Below are 15,944 nucleotides of genomic sequence, written 5' to 3'. Positions count from 1 at the left end.
GCTATTCTATTTTCATTTCAAAAACCCATGACTGCATGGCCGGAATTTCCGTATTACCATCCAGTTTAATATTATCGCCCGTAATGATATTTGTAGCGGCAGAGAATCCTGCTGTACGTTCGTTGAAGTAGTTAAAATCTATCTTCCTGCTAACTTTTGATGTGTTCATCACACACATCACCGTTTGATCATTGTTGTAACGAAAGTAGACGTAGAGTCCGTCCTGGGGCGCAAATTGCATCAATTGTCCGAATTTTAATGCAGAAGAATTTTTGCGATATGTACCTAATTTCTTTACAAGCTGCTGTACCTCTATTTCCGCTTCACTCATGCCTGCACCGGTGAATGCATTGCGGGGATCATTTTTCCATCCGCCCGGGAAATCAAGTCGTACCAGGCCGTCAGGCTTGGTTTCTCCTTTCATCAGCACTTCTGAACCGTAGTAGAGTTGAGGTATACCGCGACTGGTGAGCAACCACGTGTAGGCCATCTTTTGCTTGGCCACATCTTCCTTTACTACTGAAAAAAACCGGTTGAGGTCATGATTATCCAGCAGTAAAACATTTTTGGTGGGATCTTTATAGAGGAAGTCGTAAGCGAGTACATTGTAAAGCTGTATCACGCCTGTGTTCCAACCCAGTTCCTGTGTAAGCGCCGGTACAATGCCGTTAAAAAGCGCCTGGAAATCCAGTACGCCTGGCAGGTTACTTTTGAAAGGCGTGTTGATATTGTTTTGTACAAAGTAAACCTGGTTAGGCGTGTTTTGCACCAGTACTTCCCCGAAGATGGCAAGCTGCGGGTATTCCTTTAGCAGCGCGGCATTACAGATATTGCCAAATTCCTGGTCGTTGTACATATAGGTATCAATACGTACTGCATCCACGCCAAATTCCTCGATGTACCAGATAGCATTCTGTATGATGAAATTGGCCACGTACGGGTTGCGTTGATTCCAGTCCGGCATTTCCTTCACAAACCAGCCATCAGTCATGCGGCGCTTATCCATTGCGGAGGCGTGTGGATCAAACAGGGCCTGTTCACGGGCACTGGTGCCGGTAAAAGTGGGCCATTGATTTAGCCAGTCGGCCGATGGCAGGTCCTGCACTATAAAATGCCAGGTGCCGGTATGGTTGTATACCGCGTCCTGCACGAGCTTCATCCCTCTTTTATGTAGGGAATCGCTGAGGATTTTATACCCTTCGTTGCCGCCATAGCGTTGATCGATCTGGTAAGGATTGGTGATGGCATAGCCGTGCTCCGTGCGGGAAGGCATATCGTTTTCCATCACGGGGGTCATCCAGATGGCGGTGGCACCTAATTCCTGAAAGTAGTCCAGGTGATTGATAACACCCTGAAAGTCGCCCCCATGGCGGGCGTAATAATCACTTCTATCGAGCGACTGATCCCTGTACCCTTTAATACGGTCGTTGGTGGTGTCGCCGTTGGAGAAGCGGTCCGGCAGCATAAAATAGATCATATCGGCTGAGCTCACCCCCTGGGCAAACGTGCGGCCGGGCTGGCCGGTACGGGCTTTGAGTGGCCAGTAGATATGTGACTTTTTACCGTTGATGGTATGAATAAAATCTACGTTACCCGGCTTTGCGTCCGGCGCGATTTCGATATCCATGGCCAGGTATTTTCCGTTTTCGAACCTATGTGTACCAAGCACCTGGATACCCTTATAGTTTACATCGATTTTTCCTTTGCTAAATGCAGCGTCATCACTTTTGAGCAGTAGTTGCAGTTTGTTGGTTTGCATGCCCGCCCACCAGTTTACCGGGTAAACGGCAGGTTGTTTGGCATAGGCAATAATAGTAGCACACATTATCAGCAGTCCGGCTATCAGTTTTTTCGTCATAAGTGGAACGTAAAAATTCAGTGAGGCAATTTATGTAAACCTGCTTCATCCGTAAAGGGTGCTTATACTTACAACCCCGTTCCTGCTACATAAATCGGGGGATGCGGGTTTCATGCAGTTAGTATAAAAAATGACGTCGTTCGTATAAAAAAGTGGTTGTTTAACAATTATTTTTTAGCTTAAATGGTAATTTCGCGTCCACTTATGATAGCTATACCGCGCTCGAGGCTGGGGAAAAAGAGTATTTACGCCATTTACTGGATTTTTTACATCCTGATTTTCGGATTTATTCAGGCTGGCCCTTTCCATGATTACCGGAATGCGTTTGCATCCGAGCTTATCAGTTTGCCTATGCGTGCGCTGTTTGTAGCGATCGTGCTGGAAGTAATGATGGAGCGGCTGCTGTTTCGCAAAAAAGGCTGGCTGTTTGTACTGCTCTATATCCCGCTGATCCTGCTTTTCGCGGTAATACAGCGCTGGATCGACAATACTTTTATATTGGAGTATTTCTTAACCCAGTGGCAAAAAGAGCCACTGCTCAGCATCTCCCCTTTTATTTACAGTGTGATCAAACTGCAATTTGTGGTCACTGTTCCCTTTTCTGTAAAACTATTTTACAACTGGATGCGGGAGCAGCACCGTTCCATGCGGATGGCGGAGGAAAAAACACAGGCCGAGCTGCTGATTTTGCGTAACCAGTTTCACCCGCATTTTATCTTCAATGTGTTAAATACATTGTATGCCAAAACCCTGGTCACCAGTCCGGAATCGGCGGAGATAGTGGCGCGGATGTCTTCACTGCTGCGGTTTTCCATTTATGAAATCAACACTACTCGTATTCCTTTGGAGAAGGAAATCAAATACCTGGAAGATTACATTGCCTTGCAAAAAGTACGATTTGATCATCACCAGCAAATCAGCTTCCATATAGATGGGACTCCTGATCATAAATTTCTCGAACCGTTTATACTGATGGCGTTTGTGGAGAATAGCTTCAAACACAGCATGCCGAATGAATATGGCGACAGCTGGATTACCATCTCCATATCCATACAACAGGAATGGCTGACGGCAAAAATTGAGAACAGTGCGGTGATGGGGCACAGCGGGCATCAGCTGCACAACAGCAATGGTGGCGGTGTGGGACTGGAAAATGTGAAGCGGCGACTCAACCTCATTTACGGAGAAAATCATACCTTGAAGATCAGTCAGAACGAGGATAGTTATTTTGTGTACCTGAAATTGAAATTAGAATCCAATGAATCACAGTATTAATTGCATTATTATTGAAGATGAGAAACCTGCGTCGGATCTGTTACAGCTATATATCAGCCGAATTGAGTTACTCAACCTGGTGGGCACTTTTACCAGTGGCACACAGGCAATGCGATGCCTTAATACCCATAAAATAGATTTAATTTTTACAGATATTAATCTGCCGGGCATCAGCGGGGTGGATTTCATTCGTTCCCTGACACCCGCGCCCAATGTGATTTTCACAACCGCGCATGCGCAATATGCAGTAGATGGATTTGATTTGGATGCGGTGGATTTTTTGCTGAAACCTATACCCTTTGAGCGTTTCCTGAAAGCGATAAATCGCTTCATCAAGCTGGACAACAAGCAGCTGATGGAGCCTGCTAAGCCGGAAGCCCCTGAGAAGGAGCCTCCGTTTATATTTGTGAAGTCAGATAAAAAGATGGTGAAGATTTACCTCGATGATATCCTGTATTTCGAATCGCAGAAAAATTACCTGCTGATTACCACTACCAAAGAGGTGTATAAAACCTATCATTCCATTTCAGAGATGGAGGAAAAGCTGCCGGAGTCCATGTTTGTAAGGATTCACCGGTCGTTTATCGTGTCGATTCCCAAGATTGAGAAGTTTAACAGCAATGAGATAGAGATCAATAAGACGATCATCCCCATAGGTCGGCATTATGGCAGCACTACCACGCAGGCGCTGAAAAACTATCAGTTAATGCATCCCACTTTTAATATTTAAGCAGGAATCAGATCAGCTGTAACGCTGGTGAATTCAGCAGCCTGGTCTTCGAACACTGCTTCGATCATGCCGATTTCCTTGCCGTACATAGTTTTCTTGCGTTTACCGAAGTAAAGGGTATTTTCCATTACCTTATTACCGGCCCATGCCACTTTGAGCTTACCACTTGCCAGTTCGTGGCGGCAAAGGAAGTCGGGTATAATGGCGAAACCGTTGGCATCGCTCATACAGCGTACAATGGAGCATTTGTTGGGCACGATGTAGTTAGGCCTGAAATCCGGGTGTTTGTTGAAATTGAGATGCCAGAATTTGCGCATATTCTCCATATCCGCCGCGGTGGTATACCAGGTTTGTTCCTTAAGCCAGGCTTCCGCTTCGGCGATTTTATTGTTATCGATCAGGGCGTTAAATTCCGACAGATCCTGGGCGCCGCCGGCTACCAGCACAATGCGTTCCTTGGAAAACGGCTTGTATTCCAGGTTGGGCTGAATACCTTTTTGCGGGGTGATGATCAGGTCCAGTACGCCATGGTCGAGGTCCTGCTGCATTTCGGGGTATTCCCCGAATTTAATATTGATATTAAAAGGCAGGGAAGAGATATATTGTTCCAGGGTAAACTGAAAAGTTTCCAGGCACATACCCACGCTGATAGTGGACTTATTGGTGGCTGCACTTTTATGGAAGTGCGTTTCCGCGTCCTCCAGTTTGTTTACTGCTTCCAGAATGTAGTTGTACAGCACTTTGGCGCGTTCGGTAGGCACCATTTTACGGGCGGTTCTGTCGAACAGCTTATAGCCAACATAGGCTTCCAGTGAGTTCAGGTGCAGACTAACGCCTGGCTGTGACACGTATAGCGCTTGCGCGGTGGCGGTGAGTGAGCCTGTTTCGTAGATGGTTTTAAAGGTACGGAACCATTCAAAGTTCAATAACATACATCATTATTTTAATGATGCAAAGATACGATTTATATCATTATTATAATTCTCCCATTTTCCGTGGCCTTCGGCCACGGAAAATCGGGTGAGGAGGAGCGCCGCCGGCGCTCCTCCTCACCCGGGCGTTGCCAATAAGCAGATGCCGCTCTATCGAAGGAAAGAGGTAAGATGGTGATTCAGCTCTCCTGGCGGCGCCTATTGAAGGTAATTGCTCACCTCGATGAGGTTCTGATCGGGGTCCCGGAAGTATACCGAGCGGATGGGACCGGTAGCACCGGTTCGGCGTACATCTGTTTCAATAGTGGGAATACCTGCTTCGGCCAGCTCCACGATGACTACTTCCAGGGGCGTATCGGTAATAAAACAGAGATCTGCCGATCCTGGCGTGGGATAGGCAGCCTTCGGATCTATTTCCCGGCCCTGCTGGTGCAGGTTGATCTTCTGGTGGCCAAACCGGAGGGCAGTACGCCCCTCTCCGAAGGTTTCTACCTCCATGCCCATTACTTCTCTGTAAAAATTACAGGTAGCCTCAATACTGGCTACCGTAAGCACCAGGTGATCCAGTCTTGCAATGTCCATACGCATCGGATTAGTGTATGAAGGTCGGGATTATTTTTATACCTTGCCGGCCACCCTAATTTCACACACCTTATGAAACTGAGCTCCTTAGCCTTATTTTTACTATTCCCTTCGGCTGTTTTTTCCCAATACAAAGGATTTGGCCCTGTTAAATGGTCGTCACCTGTTGGTGGCAAGATATTTACCGCCCCTGTGCTGCACGATAAGCAGGTAATCATTGGTTCTGCTGCGGGCAACCTGCAGGCACTGGATACAGCCACCGGTAGGGCTATATGGCAGGCGAGTGCGTTCGGCCCTGTAGTGGCGCAGCCTCTCCTGGATAACCATACGTTGTACTTCGGCACTTATAACGGTTATTATGCCGTGGACGCCCGCAACGGCAAACACTTGTGGCACTTCAAAACAGGCGGTGAGCAAAGGATTGGTGGCAAAGGATTGTACACCATGCAACCGGACAGCCTGTACATGGAAGATCAGTACGACCTTTACCTCTCCGCCCCTGCTACGGATAATAAAAACGTTTACTTCGGCAGCAGCGACCATCACATTTACGCGCTGGATAAGCATAGCGGAAAACTGCGTTGGAAATATAAAACCAATGGCCCGGTACATGGCGGCGTAGCCACCAGCAACGGCATTATCATCGCCGGCAGCTGGGATACCTACATTTACGCACTGAACGCGGACAATGGCCAGGTACGCTGGAAATTCAAGACAGACGAAGATGCGAAATACCATCATATCCTGGAAGGCATACAGGCGACACCGTTAGTGTATAACAATACCATTTACCTCGGCACCCGCGATACCAAACTCTATGCACTGGACTTACAAACCGGTAAAGAAAAATGGCACTGGGATGCAGGTGATCCCTGGATTGTAGGCAGCGCGGTAGCTAAAGACGGGCATATTTACGTAGGCACATCCGACAGCTACCTGCTGGTGGACCTGGACGCAGCTACCGGAAAAGAATATTATAACAATAAAGGTGGCGGCTATGTATTCGGCGCACCAACTTTAGCCGGAAATACTTTGCTGTACGGGGACTTCACAGGCAGACTATTCATGTTAAATACAGCAGATGGCAAAGTATTGGACACGCTGGATATGCCCGGCAGAAGGCAACATGCAGGCACCGTATTGAACAGCGCCGGCCTGATCGACTTTATGCACAACGCCGGCAAGGCTGATCCTGCCCTGTTTCAGACAACCGTAAATTTCATGGAGCAGTTATATCAACTCGGACCTATTACATCAGCCCCGGTGGTGACTAACGGAGTTGCCTATATTGGCAGTGCCGACGGTCACCTGTACGCCATACCGCTTCGCTAATCCTTATATTGCAGGCGGTTCCAGGCTTTCACCGCTTCATACCAGATGACACTGAGCAGTCCTACGGCTACGCATATACCCAGCTGTGTAACCGTTAATGGTTCGATACTAAACAGTGCCGCCACCGGTGGTACATACAGCATCATTAACGTGAGCAGCAGCGTAACACCAATAACGCCTACCATCAACATATTCCGGTTTTTCATACTGGTGATGAAGGAGTAATAATTGGAACGGTTCACCAGGGTGAGAAACACGTTGGCGATGATGAGTGTGGTGAATACCATGCTACGGGTAAGCTGTTCGGAATATCCCTGCGCGGCTGCCCATTGGTACACGCCCAGTACACCGGCGGTGATGAGCAATCCCTGCAGGATGCTGCGCCCCATTTCCTCCCAGCTGAGGAAGGTTTCATCGATGGGACGCGGCGGTATTTTCATGGCATTTTTTTCCAGTGGTTCATTTTCATATACTACGGAACAGGTAGGCCCCATCACTATTTCCAGGAAAATCACGTGCATAGGCGTGAATATATCCGGGTATATCCAGCCGAGAAACAGTGGCAATGATACCGTAAGTATGATCGGGATATGAATAGCCACGATGTACAGTACAGCGCGGCGGATGTTATTATAAATTCTTCGCCCCATTGCTACCGCATCCACCATGCCACTCAGGTCGTCGTTACTGAGAATGAGCGCTGCCGCCTGTTTGGCGATTTCCGTGCCTTTGCGCCCCATGGCGATGCCAATGTGCGCAGCTTTCAAGGCGGGGCCGTCGTTGACGCCGTCGCCGGTCATAGCTACTATTTCATTATCCGCCTTAAGTGCATTGATCGCCGCCAGCTTGGCTTCCGGGAACATGCGGGTAAAAATATTCACCGACTCCATTTTCACCTGCCGCTCTTTTTCATCCAGCTGCATCAGCACGTCCCCATCGATACTGGCTCCTGCCCCTCTCAGGCCAGCCTGGGCCGCGATGGCTTTCGTAGTGGCACTGTTATCTCCCGTAATTATTTTTACAATAATACCCGCATCATAAAATTTATTGAACACCTCTTTGATATTGGCTTTGGGCGGATCATAGAAGGTGATCAGCCCCAGGAAGCGGAATGAAAGCGATTGCTGCTCCGCCGGGAAATCATTACCACTAAAGGTAGCAGCGGCTACACCCAAAACACGGTAGCCTTCATGCGTGAAAGCCTGCAACTGTTCTATTGCTTTTTTCCGGCTTGCCTCATCCAGGTTCGACACAGCGAATATCGCTTCCGGCGCACCTTTAGCAGCAATGATCCGCTGCCCGCTATTATCTTCCAGCACATGCGTCATCATCGGCGGAGTGCCGCCTAACGGGTACTCATGTACGAAATGGAAATTGCTTCGTATATCCTGATCCGTTATCTTGCCATATACTGCATGCAGTGTTTTCTCCATTGGATCGAACGGCACGGGCTCACTCGCCCACATCGACCAGGTAATGATTTTCCTTGCTGCTTCGGTATTCCAGTTGTCCGATGTATATACTTTGTTGGTGGCAAGATCATACACATTATGCAGCTGCATACTGTTTTCAGTTATGGTTCCGGTTTTATCGGTACAGATCACCGTAGCACTACCCAGCGCTTCCACGGTGCGCACTTTTTTCACGATAATACCGAGCTGCATAAGTCGCCGCGCACCCAATGCCATAAACGTGGTAAATGCCACGGGAATTTCTTCCGGCAGTATAGACATAGCCAGGGTTAAGCCTTTGAGCAGACTACCGATTAAACTACCACTGATGTAAAAGTTATATCCCCACACGGCCAGAAACACTGCCAGGCCAATGATGGCCATACCTTTTACAAAGCGGGTTATTTGCTTTTGCAGCAGAGTGGGCTCATCTTTCATAGTAAGGATGGCATTACCGAGCTCCCCTATTTTTGTTTGTGCACCTACTTTCTCCACTTGTACAAACGCGAGCCCCGAGGCTACCAGCGTACCACTATACACGGTTTTATCGCCATCGGGCGTTTTAAATACCGTATAGGCTTCCCCGGTGAGGGCGGACTCGTTTACAGAAAAATCATTAGCGTGGATCACGGTACCGTCTGCATTGATGGTATTACCTTCTTCCACTACCATTATATCGCCCACTACGATGTCGGCAGTGGGGATGCCGATAATCTTTTTATTGCGCACCGCGAGGGTTAGCGGCTGGTTGATCTTTTTGAGTGCTGCCAGGGCCTTGTTACTACGGCCCTCCTGGTATATGGAGATGCCGGATACCACGATGATGGCCGCCAGCATGAAATAGGCTTCACTGGTTTCTCCCAGAATAAAATAAATGATGGTAACGGCTACCAGCAGGATGAGCATGGGCTCAGACAGCAGTTCGGACAACAAGGCCAGCAACCGGTTTTGCTGTTTGCCGGCATATTCATTTTTTCCGTACTGTTGGCGGGACTGGAGCACCGCCTCGTTATCCAGGCCGGTAATATGATCGGGTAACTTCCTGTAATCGGCCATAAGCGGCAGGTTGAAATAAGGTTTGGCTATGAATGTAGGATTTTTTCGGCGGTCGCCACCTGCTTTTCGGGGATATTATATCCCCCGGGTACGCCGTAGGGCGATAAAACCACCTGCCAGAGCTGACTGCAGCGTGCCCGGAAGGAACCTGCGCAGGATTGCAGGTAATAGTTCCACATGCGGCGGAAGGTGTTGTCGTACCGGTCTTTCAGCTGATCCCAGTGGTCATTGAACTGCCGGTACCAGGCCATCAGTGTTTTATCGTAGTACACGCTGAAATTTTGCCAGTGTTCCATCACAAAGTAGTCCTCTATGGCTTTGCCTATCTGGGCAATGGATGGGATAGTGGTATTGGGGAAGATGTATTTACCCAGCCAGGGATCGGCCATGGTAAAGGAGCGGTTGCCGCCTATGGTGTGCAGCAGAAACAGGCCGTTATCCCGCAGGCAGGTCCGGGCCATTTTCATATAGGCGTGGTAGTTACGGTAGCCTACGTGCTCAAACATGCCGAGCGAGGCGATGGCGTCAAATTTCTCCGTCATGCTGCGGTAATCCATTACGCGGATATCCACGGACAGCCCCTGGCAGCGTTCGGCCGCGAGGCGAGCCTGCTCTTCGGAGATGGTGATACCGGTAACGTGCACTCCATAGTTTTCGGCGGCATATTTCGCGAAGCTGCCCCAGCCACAGCCAATGTCGAGTACTCGCATACCTGGTTGCAGATGAAGTTTGCGACAGGTAAGATCCAGCTTTTCTTCCTGGGCGGCATCCAGGGTATCGGCATGTTCCCAGAAGGCGCAGGTGTACGTCATGCGTTTATCCAGCATGAGGCTAAAGAGATCGTTGCCGAGGTCGTAGTGGCGGCGACCGTTTTTAAACGCCTGTTCCGGATGCTGGAAGTTAAACAACCGCGATAGCAGGATATCCCTTTTAAGCGCCCAGCTGGCTTTTATTTGCTCATCCAAACGAGCTTTGAGCATGTGATGGATGGTTTCGTCTACTTCGGGGCTGTCCCACCAGCCGGCCATATAGGATTCCCCCAGCGCCAGCGACCCGTACTTCAGGACGGCCGGGTAAAAATGTTCATCGTGCACATGAATATCCCAGGGCATATCCCCGTTGATGTTGATGCCGGCAGCTGACAACAGCCTGATTACCATATTTTTACTGCTTTCCATAAATTGAATGGGCTATATGCTGGTTAACAACTGCGAGAGGAAAAAGGTTATCGGCTCCTGGTAGGCCCGTCGTATAGGCGAGGTCGTTATTGAGGGGCCGGTGAATAAGAATAAGTTCCGGCCCGTCTACCTCATAAGCAAAATCTAAATTTTCAGAACCTTAGTTCCGGACATTCCCTGTTAATCCTATAGAGAGAATGTCAATATTTTTTTGGGGGCCGTAAAATAATAAAAAAATGAATATCAACAATGAAATAAATAAAAAATATTTAATAAGCGTATGGCTTACGTTTCTAATTAAAACAATCATCCTCTTCATCGCCGGGCGCTACCGCAGGGAGTGAAATGGTGAAACTGGTGCCTTTGCCGGTCATACTTTCCACGTTGATACTGCCGCCGTTTTGAATGGCAAACTCCCGGCACAGCACCAGGCCGAGACCGGTGCCTCTTTCTCCGTTGGTACCATATTCCGGATGGTTGCTATAGGAAAACAGCTCCCCGACCTGTTTCGGACTCATGCCTTTTCCTTCGTCAGTAATGCTGACTGCTACCTGATCCGACTGCAACTTCGCTTCAATCACCACATCTCCGCCGGCATAGCTGAACTTCAGCGCATTACTGATGAAATTACGCAGTATCACTGAAACATGATCTCTGTCGGCATATAACACCACATTTTCCTCTACTTTCATCCGGATCGCAATATTCTTCTGCATCAGTTGCAGGCGGAAGAAATACAGAACATCCGTTACCAGCGGCAACAACGGGAACAGCGAAGGATTGGCATGAATGCCTTTCATGCTCCGGCTGCTCCAGCGAAGAATATTATCCAGTGAACCTCCCAGCTGGGCCACTTTTTCATGCAAAACCTGAGCAGCCTCTTTCATATCTTTTTCCGGGTACTCACCTTTCAGATACATATCCAGCAATACTTCCAGGGTAGCGAGAGGACTCCTTACATCATGCGCAACGATGGAAAACAACTTTTCCTTATCCTTATTCATGGTTACCAGATTGGAACGGGAATGTTCAATTTCCTTCTGGTAATCGGCCTGTATGGATTTGAAAAACGTAAGCCCAATCACGGGGAAAGCCAGGGAGATGGTAGCGTTGAGCCATACCCGTTCCTTAGGGACCGGCACCACGCCGTCCATATGCTGGGGGAAATACACGATGCCGAGGAATATGGTAATCAGGCATAAACTCGCAATGCCGATGATCCACCAGTTGTCGTACACCAGCACAATCACAATCACGATGTTAATCAGAAAGTATTCCGAACCATTGTGAAAGTAAAAGCCCGTAAACGTATATACGATGGCGCTGCTAACGATCAGGGACAGGCGGGCAGACAAATACTTACGGTTATAATGCAGGTATAATACACCTAACGCGCCTAGTGTAGTACAAAGATTCAGACTGGATAAAAGGTATCTGCCCTGGTAAAGATTGAGCAGGCAGAAAAAGAACATGCACGGTATACAGGGTAATGCCAGCAGATTCAACATTTTGGTGCGGCGGATTTCCATGAAAGGCATGCCCGGATGGATACCAACGTTGACGATGGCATTCCAGAGCAGGACAATCTTTTCATGAGCAATACGCTGCAGGTCATTAAGCATAGGACTACAAATATACCCGGAATTTTCGATGGATATTTAGATGTAGATTTATTGTAATAAGATGAAGTGGGTGTTTTTCGGGTAGGATTTCAAATTACGAAATAAAAATCTGCCTGCTCCTCAAACCGTAGAAGGCTTGCTGCAAGCCGATTTCAGCGCAAAATAAAAGAGACCTTCGGTCTCTTTTATTTTGCGCTGGCAGCACGTCCGCCAGCGGCGGACATGCTGCTGAATTAAAAATTTATTTATTTTTTAAGATAAGGTAACAAAGCCTTGCGCCAGATATCATACCCTTTGCTATTCATATGCACCATATCCTGCAGGAAAAGCTCCGGCCTGTTGTTTCCTTTGGCATCCTGCATCGGGCGGAAAATATCCACGAACTGCATATTTTTTTGGGTGGCTATATACTCGCGGATCAGCTTGTTCGCTGTTTTAATTTTCTCTATCCATTTTGCGCGGGCAGGACTTGGTTTGATGGAAATATACACTACCGGCACCTCCGGCAATTTAGCGCGGATTCCAGTCAGCAGCGTTTTCGTATGCTGAAGAATGGTGTCAGCGGTATACTCTTCTTTTGCCACATCATTGTCGCCCACATAAATCACAATTTGTTTGGGCTGGTAAGGAAACACAATATCGTTCAGGTAAAAGATAATATCGTTGACAATGGCCCCGCCTATTCCCCTGTTCATGGCTGTATAGGACGCAAAGGTGCGCTCCAGATCACCCCATTTACGGATGGAGGAACTTCCGATAAACAGTAACGGATGTGCCGGAGGTGTGTACATCTGATCGAATTTCTTGATCGTCTGCACATCCTCCCAGTAACGTGGCTTCTCCTGTGCTGCTGCTGTAAGCACTTGTACAGCCAGCAGCATCACTAATAGTAATTGCTTCATAACATGGATTGCTTTAAAAATCGGCATACAAATTATGAAATTACATTTGAAAGTTTATTTAATATTCACCAGTTGGGTGGCTACATTTTGTCCGAATACTTCTACCAACGCATTGCCGGCGGTGCTTACTTTTTCGCCACTGATCAGGATTTCCCTTTGTTCACCGGGTAATACAGATATGTAGTTATCAGAATAAAAAACAGGCAGTATCCTATTTTTAGTATTGGCATCTACCAGCGACACGCGGTTAAAAAATGCGACCGGTGCATCTTTTGGGTTGGAGATGGTAACAACTATCTCTTTGCTTTTACGTTGAGCCGTGATGGTTGGTTTCACCGGTTTTAATTCCTGCAAGCCACTGTACTGGCCATCTGCCGCAGGCAGCCAATAGAAATTATCATCTAATATTTCTTTATGAAGAGTGCGGAGCCGCAGGGAAAGGAACAAGCCTTTTTTCTCCTTTAACGCGTCCAGCTTGGTTTTCAGTTCAATATGCCGTTGTACACTGGATGGGGAGGCCTCTACAAATAATTGCTCCACCGGGTACTGCTTACCGTTCATATCATAAGCGTTTACTTCCAGCATCAGGTCGCGGTGGTATTGAAAAGTATTATTCACCACCATGATAATTTTATTCACCGGATCGTACATCGCATGTAATGGTTTACTGCCGCTGCGGAGTCCGTACAGGCAGGCATTGGGGTCGAGGTAGTAATCATACATCTGTCCGCGCATGGCCGTCCATGGGTTTTGTGTTTTCCAGATGATGGTACCGGTATACCAGTCCCACATATGTGCGCTGAAGCCTTCCATCAGGGCGCGGTACTGATCGTAATTGACCAGCTGCGCTTTGTTGGCCCAGTCTTCCAGGTTTTTGGCGCGGCCATAAGGCTCCAGGCTGTTGTTATAGGAGATGTATTTATGGTAATCCCAAACGCTGTCCACCTTATTGGCTGCAAAGTCAGGCGCTACGAGGTTTTCAGCTGGCAGGAATCTTTTCAGGCTGGTGATGTCTCCTACGCCAACGGAGCCCACTTCTGAGTTGAACGGAAAGGTGCGGTGTGCCCAGAAATGCTCGATGGTTTGAATACCGTATGGGCCGTCGCCGTTGCCGCCGATGAAGTTGTAGGACATACTGTCGGAGTTGGAGAAGTCGAAGAAGTAGCGGGTGCCATCAAGGGAAGGCAGGATACTATCTTTGATAGCCGCCAGGATATCCTGCGGCGGCGTAATTTCATTACCACCGCACCAGAAGGCCAGGGATGGGTAGTTACGCAGCATTTTCACCTGGTCGGCTACGCTGCTGATAAACAGCCCATGATCATTCGGGTACTGACGGCGGGTCCACTGGTCTTCCTTTTTCTTAGGGTCCACCCAGCGGCCGTTGCAGTCGCCCGACATCCAGAAATCCTGAAACACCAGCAGCCCGTATTTATCGCAGGCCTCGAAGAATTCAGGTCTTTCCGTGAGGCTACCGCCCCATATGCGAATGAGGTTGAGGTTCATATCGCGGTGGAAGCGCACTTCCGCGTCGTAGCGTTCCCTGCTGAAGCGGAACATGGCGTCGGAGGTAATCCAGTTGCCCCCTTTGATAAAGATGCGCTGGCCGTTGACACTTATTTCACGGCTGCGGGTATGGGTGTTCCAGGTGGTCTGGATTTCCCTTATGCCGAATTCCACGGCTTCCATGTCGCTAACTTTTCCGTTGGCGGTAAATTCCAGCGGGAGCTCGTAGAGATTTTGCGGGCCGTAGCCGGCAGGCCACCAGAGCCGGGGATTTTCCAGCAGCAGATCCGGAAGCGTAATCTTCGTAAATCCTTTAGGGGAAAGCGTTACCGTTTGCTGAATCGATTTACCATTCAGTACATATTTAAGCTGACCTGTCACAGTGGTAGCAGCGGCATTTTCCAGCGTGGCGGTCACCTGAATAGTAGCGGGCGCCTGCCTGCCTTCCGGCTGGCGAGTGCCTGGTACGAGGGTGACTACATGCGGGTCTTTGATACGAACAGCGCCTGTTTTTTCGATAGTCACCTGATCCCAGATGCCGGTGTTACGGTCGCGCATGGGCTGAATCCAGTCCCACCCTGCGGTATACTGCGGGCCTACATTCCGGGCGATGGTACCATCGCCGCCCTGGCCGCCGTTAGGATCTCCCACTACAGCCGGCGGATAAACGATTACTGCCAGCCTGTTGCGGCCGTCTTTGGCGAGGAAAGGGGTGATATTATAGGTCTGGCGCAGGTACGCACCATAATGTCTTTCAGCGTTTACTTTTTTTCCATTCAGGTAGATGTCACAGCCGTCGTTAACGCCTCTGAAGTGCAGCCACACCTGCCCGTCGGCAGCGGGGGCGGTTTCAGTAAAGTCCTTTACAAACCAGCGGGTATAGTGTTCCGGTCCGGTGGTATAGATATCGGGAATACGGTTGTTATTCATGCCAAAGAAGGGATCGGGCACCTGCTTGTTGTGCAGCATGGTAGTTAATACTGTGCCTGGCACAATGGCAGCATCCCAGTTGTTGAGTGCCTGTTGAGGCTGGGAAATTTTAGTACCATCCAGCTTTACTTCCTTTACCGGCATGGACTTCCATCCGCTATTGAGCTCGTACTGTTCCTGTGCCTGGCCGGTGGCGGCGGCACAGAGCAGCAGCCCTGATACAATTAGTCTACGCGTCATAATCTTTATTTAACGGTTCAAATTACTTTTTTTATTGGGTTTTATTGCCTTCGTTTTGTTCCGGGGCCTTCGGCCCCTGTGGTCTTTTTTTCTCGCAAAGCGGCCAAGCAGGTAAGCAGCAAAGGCCTGCGTTTTATTTTAGGGTGTTTGTTTTTGTTTGTTTTAGGAGAGACCGAAGGTCTCTCCTAAAACGGATTCAGGTCCGCCGAAGGGCGGACCTGAATCCGTTTTACTAACATAACACAATTCTTTGCTGCTTACCTGCTTGGCTGCTTTGCGAGAAAAAAAGATCGCTCTCCCGGCGCCGAAGGCGCCTTTGCGTTCTTTACCTACTTACACGCCTCTGCGAG

General features: G+C 48.7%; 11 protein-coding genes. 3 read left to right on the top strand and 8 right to left on the bottom strand.

Annotation, left to right across the window (positions count from 1 at the left end):
• Position 1 precedes the first annotated feature (1 nt).
• The gene (locus BUB18_RS07700) at positions 2-1,858 is read right to left on the bottom strand and encodes an alpha-amylase family glycosyl hydrolase (RefSeq protein WP_073079632.1); all 1,857 of its coding nucleotides are present in this window, start codon (positions 1,856-1,858) and stop codon (positions 2-4) included.
• A gap of 204 nt (positions 1,859-2,062) precedes the next feature.
• Here BUB18_RS07700 and BUB18_RS07695 point away from each other — a divergent pair, with 204 nt between their 5' ends.
• A complete protein-coding gene (locus BUB18_RS07695; protein ID WP_073079630.1) occupies positions 2,063-3,133 on the top strand; it encodes a sensor histidine kinase in 1,071 nt (356 codons plus the stop codon).
• A complete protein-coding gene (locus BUB18_RS07690) occupies positions 3,117-3,863 on the top strand; it encodes a LytR/AlgR family response regulator transcription factor (RefSeq protein ID WP_073079628.1) in 747 nt (248 codons plus the stop codon). The genes BUB18_RS07695 and BUB18_RS07690 overlap by 17 nt, the downstream gene beginning before the upstream one ends.
• On the opposite strand, the gene BUB18_RS07685 is transcribed toward BUB18_RS07690, so the two are convergent.
• Entirely contained in the window at positions 3,860-4,795 is a 936-nt protein-coding gene (locus tag BUB18_RS07685; RefSeq protein ID WP_073079626.1) for a LysR family transcriptional regulator, read from the bottom strand. The genes BUB18_RS07690 and BUB18_RS07685 overlap by 4 nt on opposite strands.
• 198 nt (positions 4,796-4,993) lie before the next feature.
• Positions 4,994-5,377, bottom strand: a complete 384-nt coding sequence (locus BUB18_RS07680) for a VOC family protein (protein ID WP_073080413.1) — start codon at positions 5,375-5,377, stop codon at positions 4,994-4,996.
• Between the two features lie 72 nt (positions 5,378-5,449).
• Here BUB18_RS07680 and BUB18_RS07675 point away from each other — a divergent pair, with 72 nt between their 5' ends.
• A complete protein-coding gene (locus tag BUB18_RS07675; protein ID WP_083549551.1) occupies positions 5,450-6,709 on the top strand; it encodes an outer membrane protein assembly factor BamB family protein in 1,260 nt (419 codons plus the stop codon).
• On the opposite strand, the gene BUB18_RS07670 is transcribed toward BUB18_RS07675, so the two are convergent.
• The 5 genes from BUB18_RS07670 to BUB18_RS07650 all read right to left on the bottom strand — a co-directional run bounded on the left by BUB18_RS07670 (position 6,706) and on the right by BUB18_RS07650 (position 15,594).
• Entirely contained in the window at positions 6,706-9,216 is a 2,511-nt protein-coding gene (locus BUB18_RS07670) for a cation-translocating P-type ATPase (protein WP_073079624.1), read from the bottom strand. The genes BUB18_RS07675 and BUB18_RS07670 overlap by 4 nt on opposite strands.
• 26 nt (positions 9,217-9,242) lie before the next feature.
• Positions 9,243-10,394 (bottom strand): cyclopropane fatty acyl phospholipid synthase, encoded by a 1,152-nt coding sequence (gene cfa / locus BUB18_RS07665; protein ID WP_073079623.1) that lies wholly within the window; start codon positions 10,392-10,394, stop codon positions 9,243-9,245.
• A 293-nt stretch (positions 10,395-10,687) separates the two neighbouring features.
• The gene (locus BUB18_RS07660) at positions 10,688-12,016 is read right to left on the bottom strand and encodes a sensor histidine kinase (RefSeq protein WP_073079621.1); all 1,329 of its coding nucleotides are present in this window, start codon (positions 12,014-12,016) and stop codon (positions 10,688-10,690) included.
• 245 nt (positions 12,017-12,261) lie between these two features.
• Positions 12,262-12,918, bottom strand: a complete 657-nt coding sequence (locus BUB18_RS07655; RefSeq protein ID WP_073080412.1) for a GDSL-type esterase/lipase family protein — start codon at positions 12,916-12,918, stop codon at positions 12,262-12,264.
• 54 nt (positions 12,919-12,972) lie between these two features.
• Complete coding sequence (locus tag BUB18_RS07650) at positions 12,973-15,594, bottom strand: glycoside hydrolase family 2 protein (RefSeq protein ID WP_073079619.1); 2,622 nt, start codon at positions 15,592-15,594, stop codon at positions 12,973-12,975.
• Positions 15,595-15,944: the final 350 nt, after the last annotated feature.

The sequence above is a fragment of the Chitinophaga jiangningensis genome (genome assembly GCF_900142605.1).
Lineage (GTDB): Bacteria > Bacteroidota > Bacteroidia > Chitinophagales > Chitinophagaceae > Chitinophaga > Chitinophaga jiangningensis.
This window is presented reverse-complemented; position numbering and strand designations above follow the sequence as displayed.

Coding starts and splice junctions, on each gene's coding strand:
- BUB18_RS07695 (WP_073079630.1), top strand. CDS start 2,063: ATGATAGCTATACCGCGCTCGAGGCTGGGGAAAAAGAGTATTTACGCC.
- BUB18_RS07670 (WP_073079624.1), bottom strand. CDS start 9,216: ATGGCCGATTACAGGAAGTTACCCGATCATATTACCGGCCTGGATAAC.
- BUB18_RS07675 (WP_083549551.1), top strand. CDS start 5,450: ATGAAACTGAGCTCCTTAGCCTTATTTTTACTATTCCCTTCGGCTGTT.
- BUB18_RS07685 (WP_073079626.1), bottom strand. CDS start 4,795: ATGTTATTGAACTTTGAATGGTTCCGTACCTTTAAAACCATCTACGAA.
- cfa (WP_073079623.1), bottom strand. CDS start 10,394: ATGGAAAGCAGTAAAAATATGGTAATCAGGCTGTTGTCAGCTGCCGGC.
- BUB18_RS07700 (WP_073079632.1), bottom strand. CDS start 1,858: ATGACGAAAAAACTGATAGCCGGACTGCTGATAATGTGTGCTACTATT.
- BUB18_RS07660 (WP_073079621.1), bottom strand. CDS start 12,016: ATGCTTAATGACCTGCAGCGTATTGCTCATGAAAAGATTGTCCTGCTC.
- BUB18_RS07655 (WP_073080412.1), bottom strand. CDS start 12,918: ATGAAGCAATTACTATTAGTGATGCTGCTGGCTGTACAAGTGCTTACA.
- BUB18_RS07690 (WP_073079628.1), top strand. CDS start 3,117: ATGAATCACAGTATTAATTGCATTATTATTGAAGATGAGAAACCTGCG.
- BUB18_RS07680 (WP_073080413.1), bottom strand. CDS start 5,377: ATGGACATTGCAAGACTGGATCACCTGGTGCTTACGGTAGCCAGTATT.
- BUB18_RS07650 (WP_073079619.1), bottom strand. CDS start 15,594: ATGACGCGTAGACTAATTGTATCAGGGCTGCTGCTCTGTGCCGCCGCC.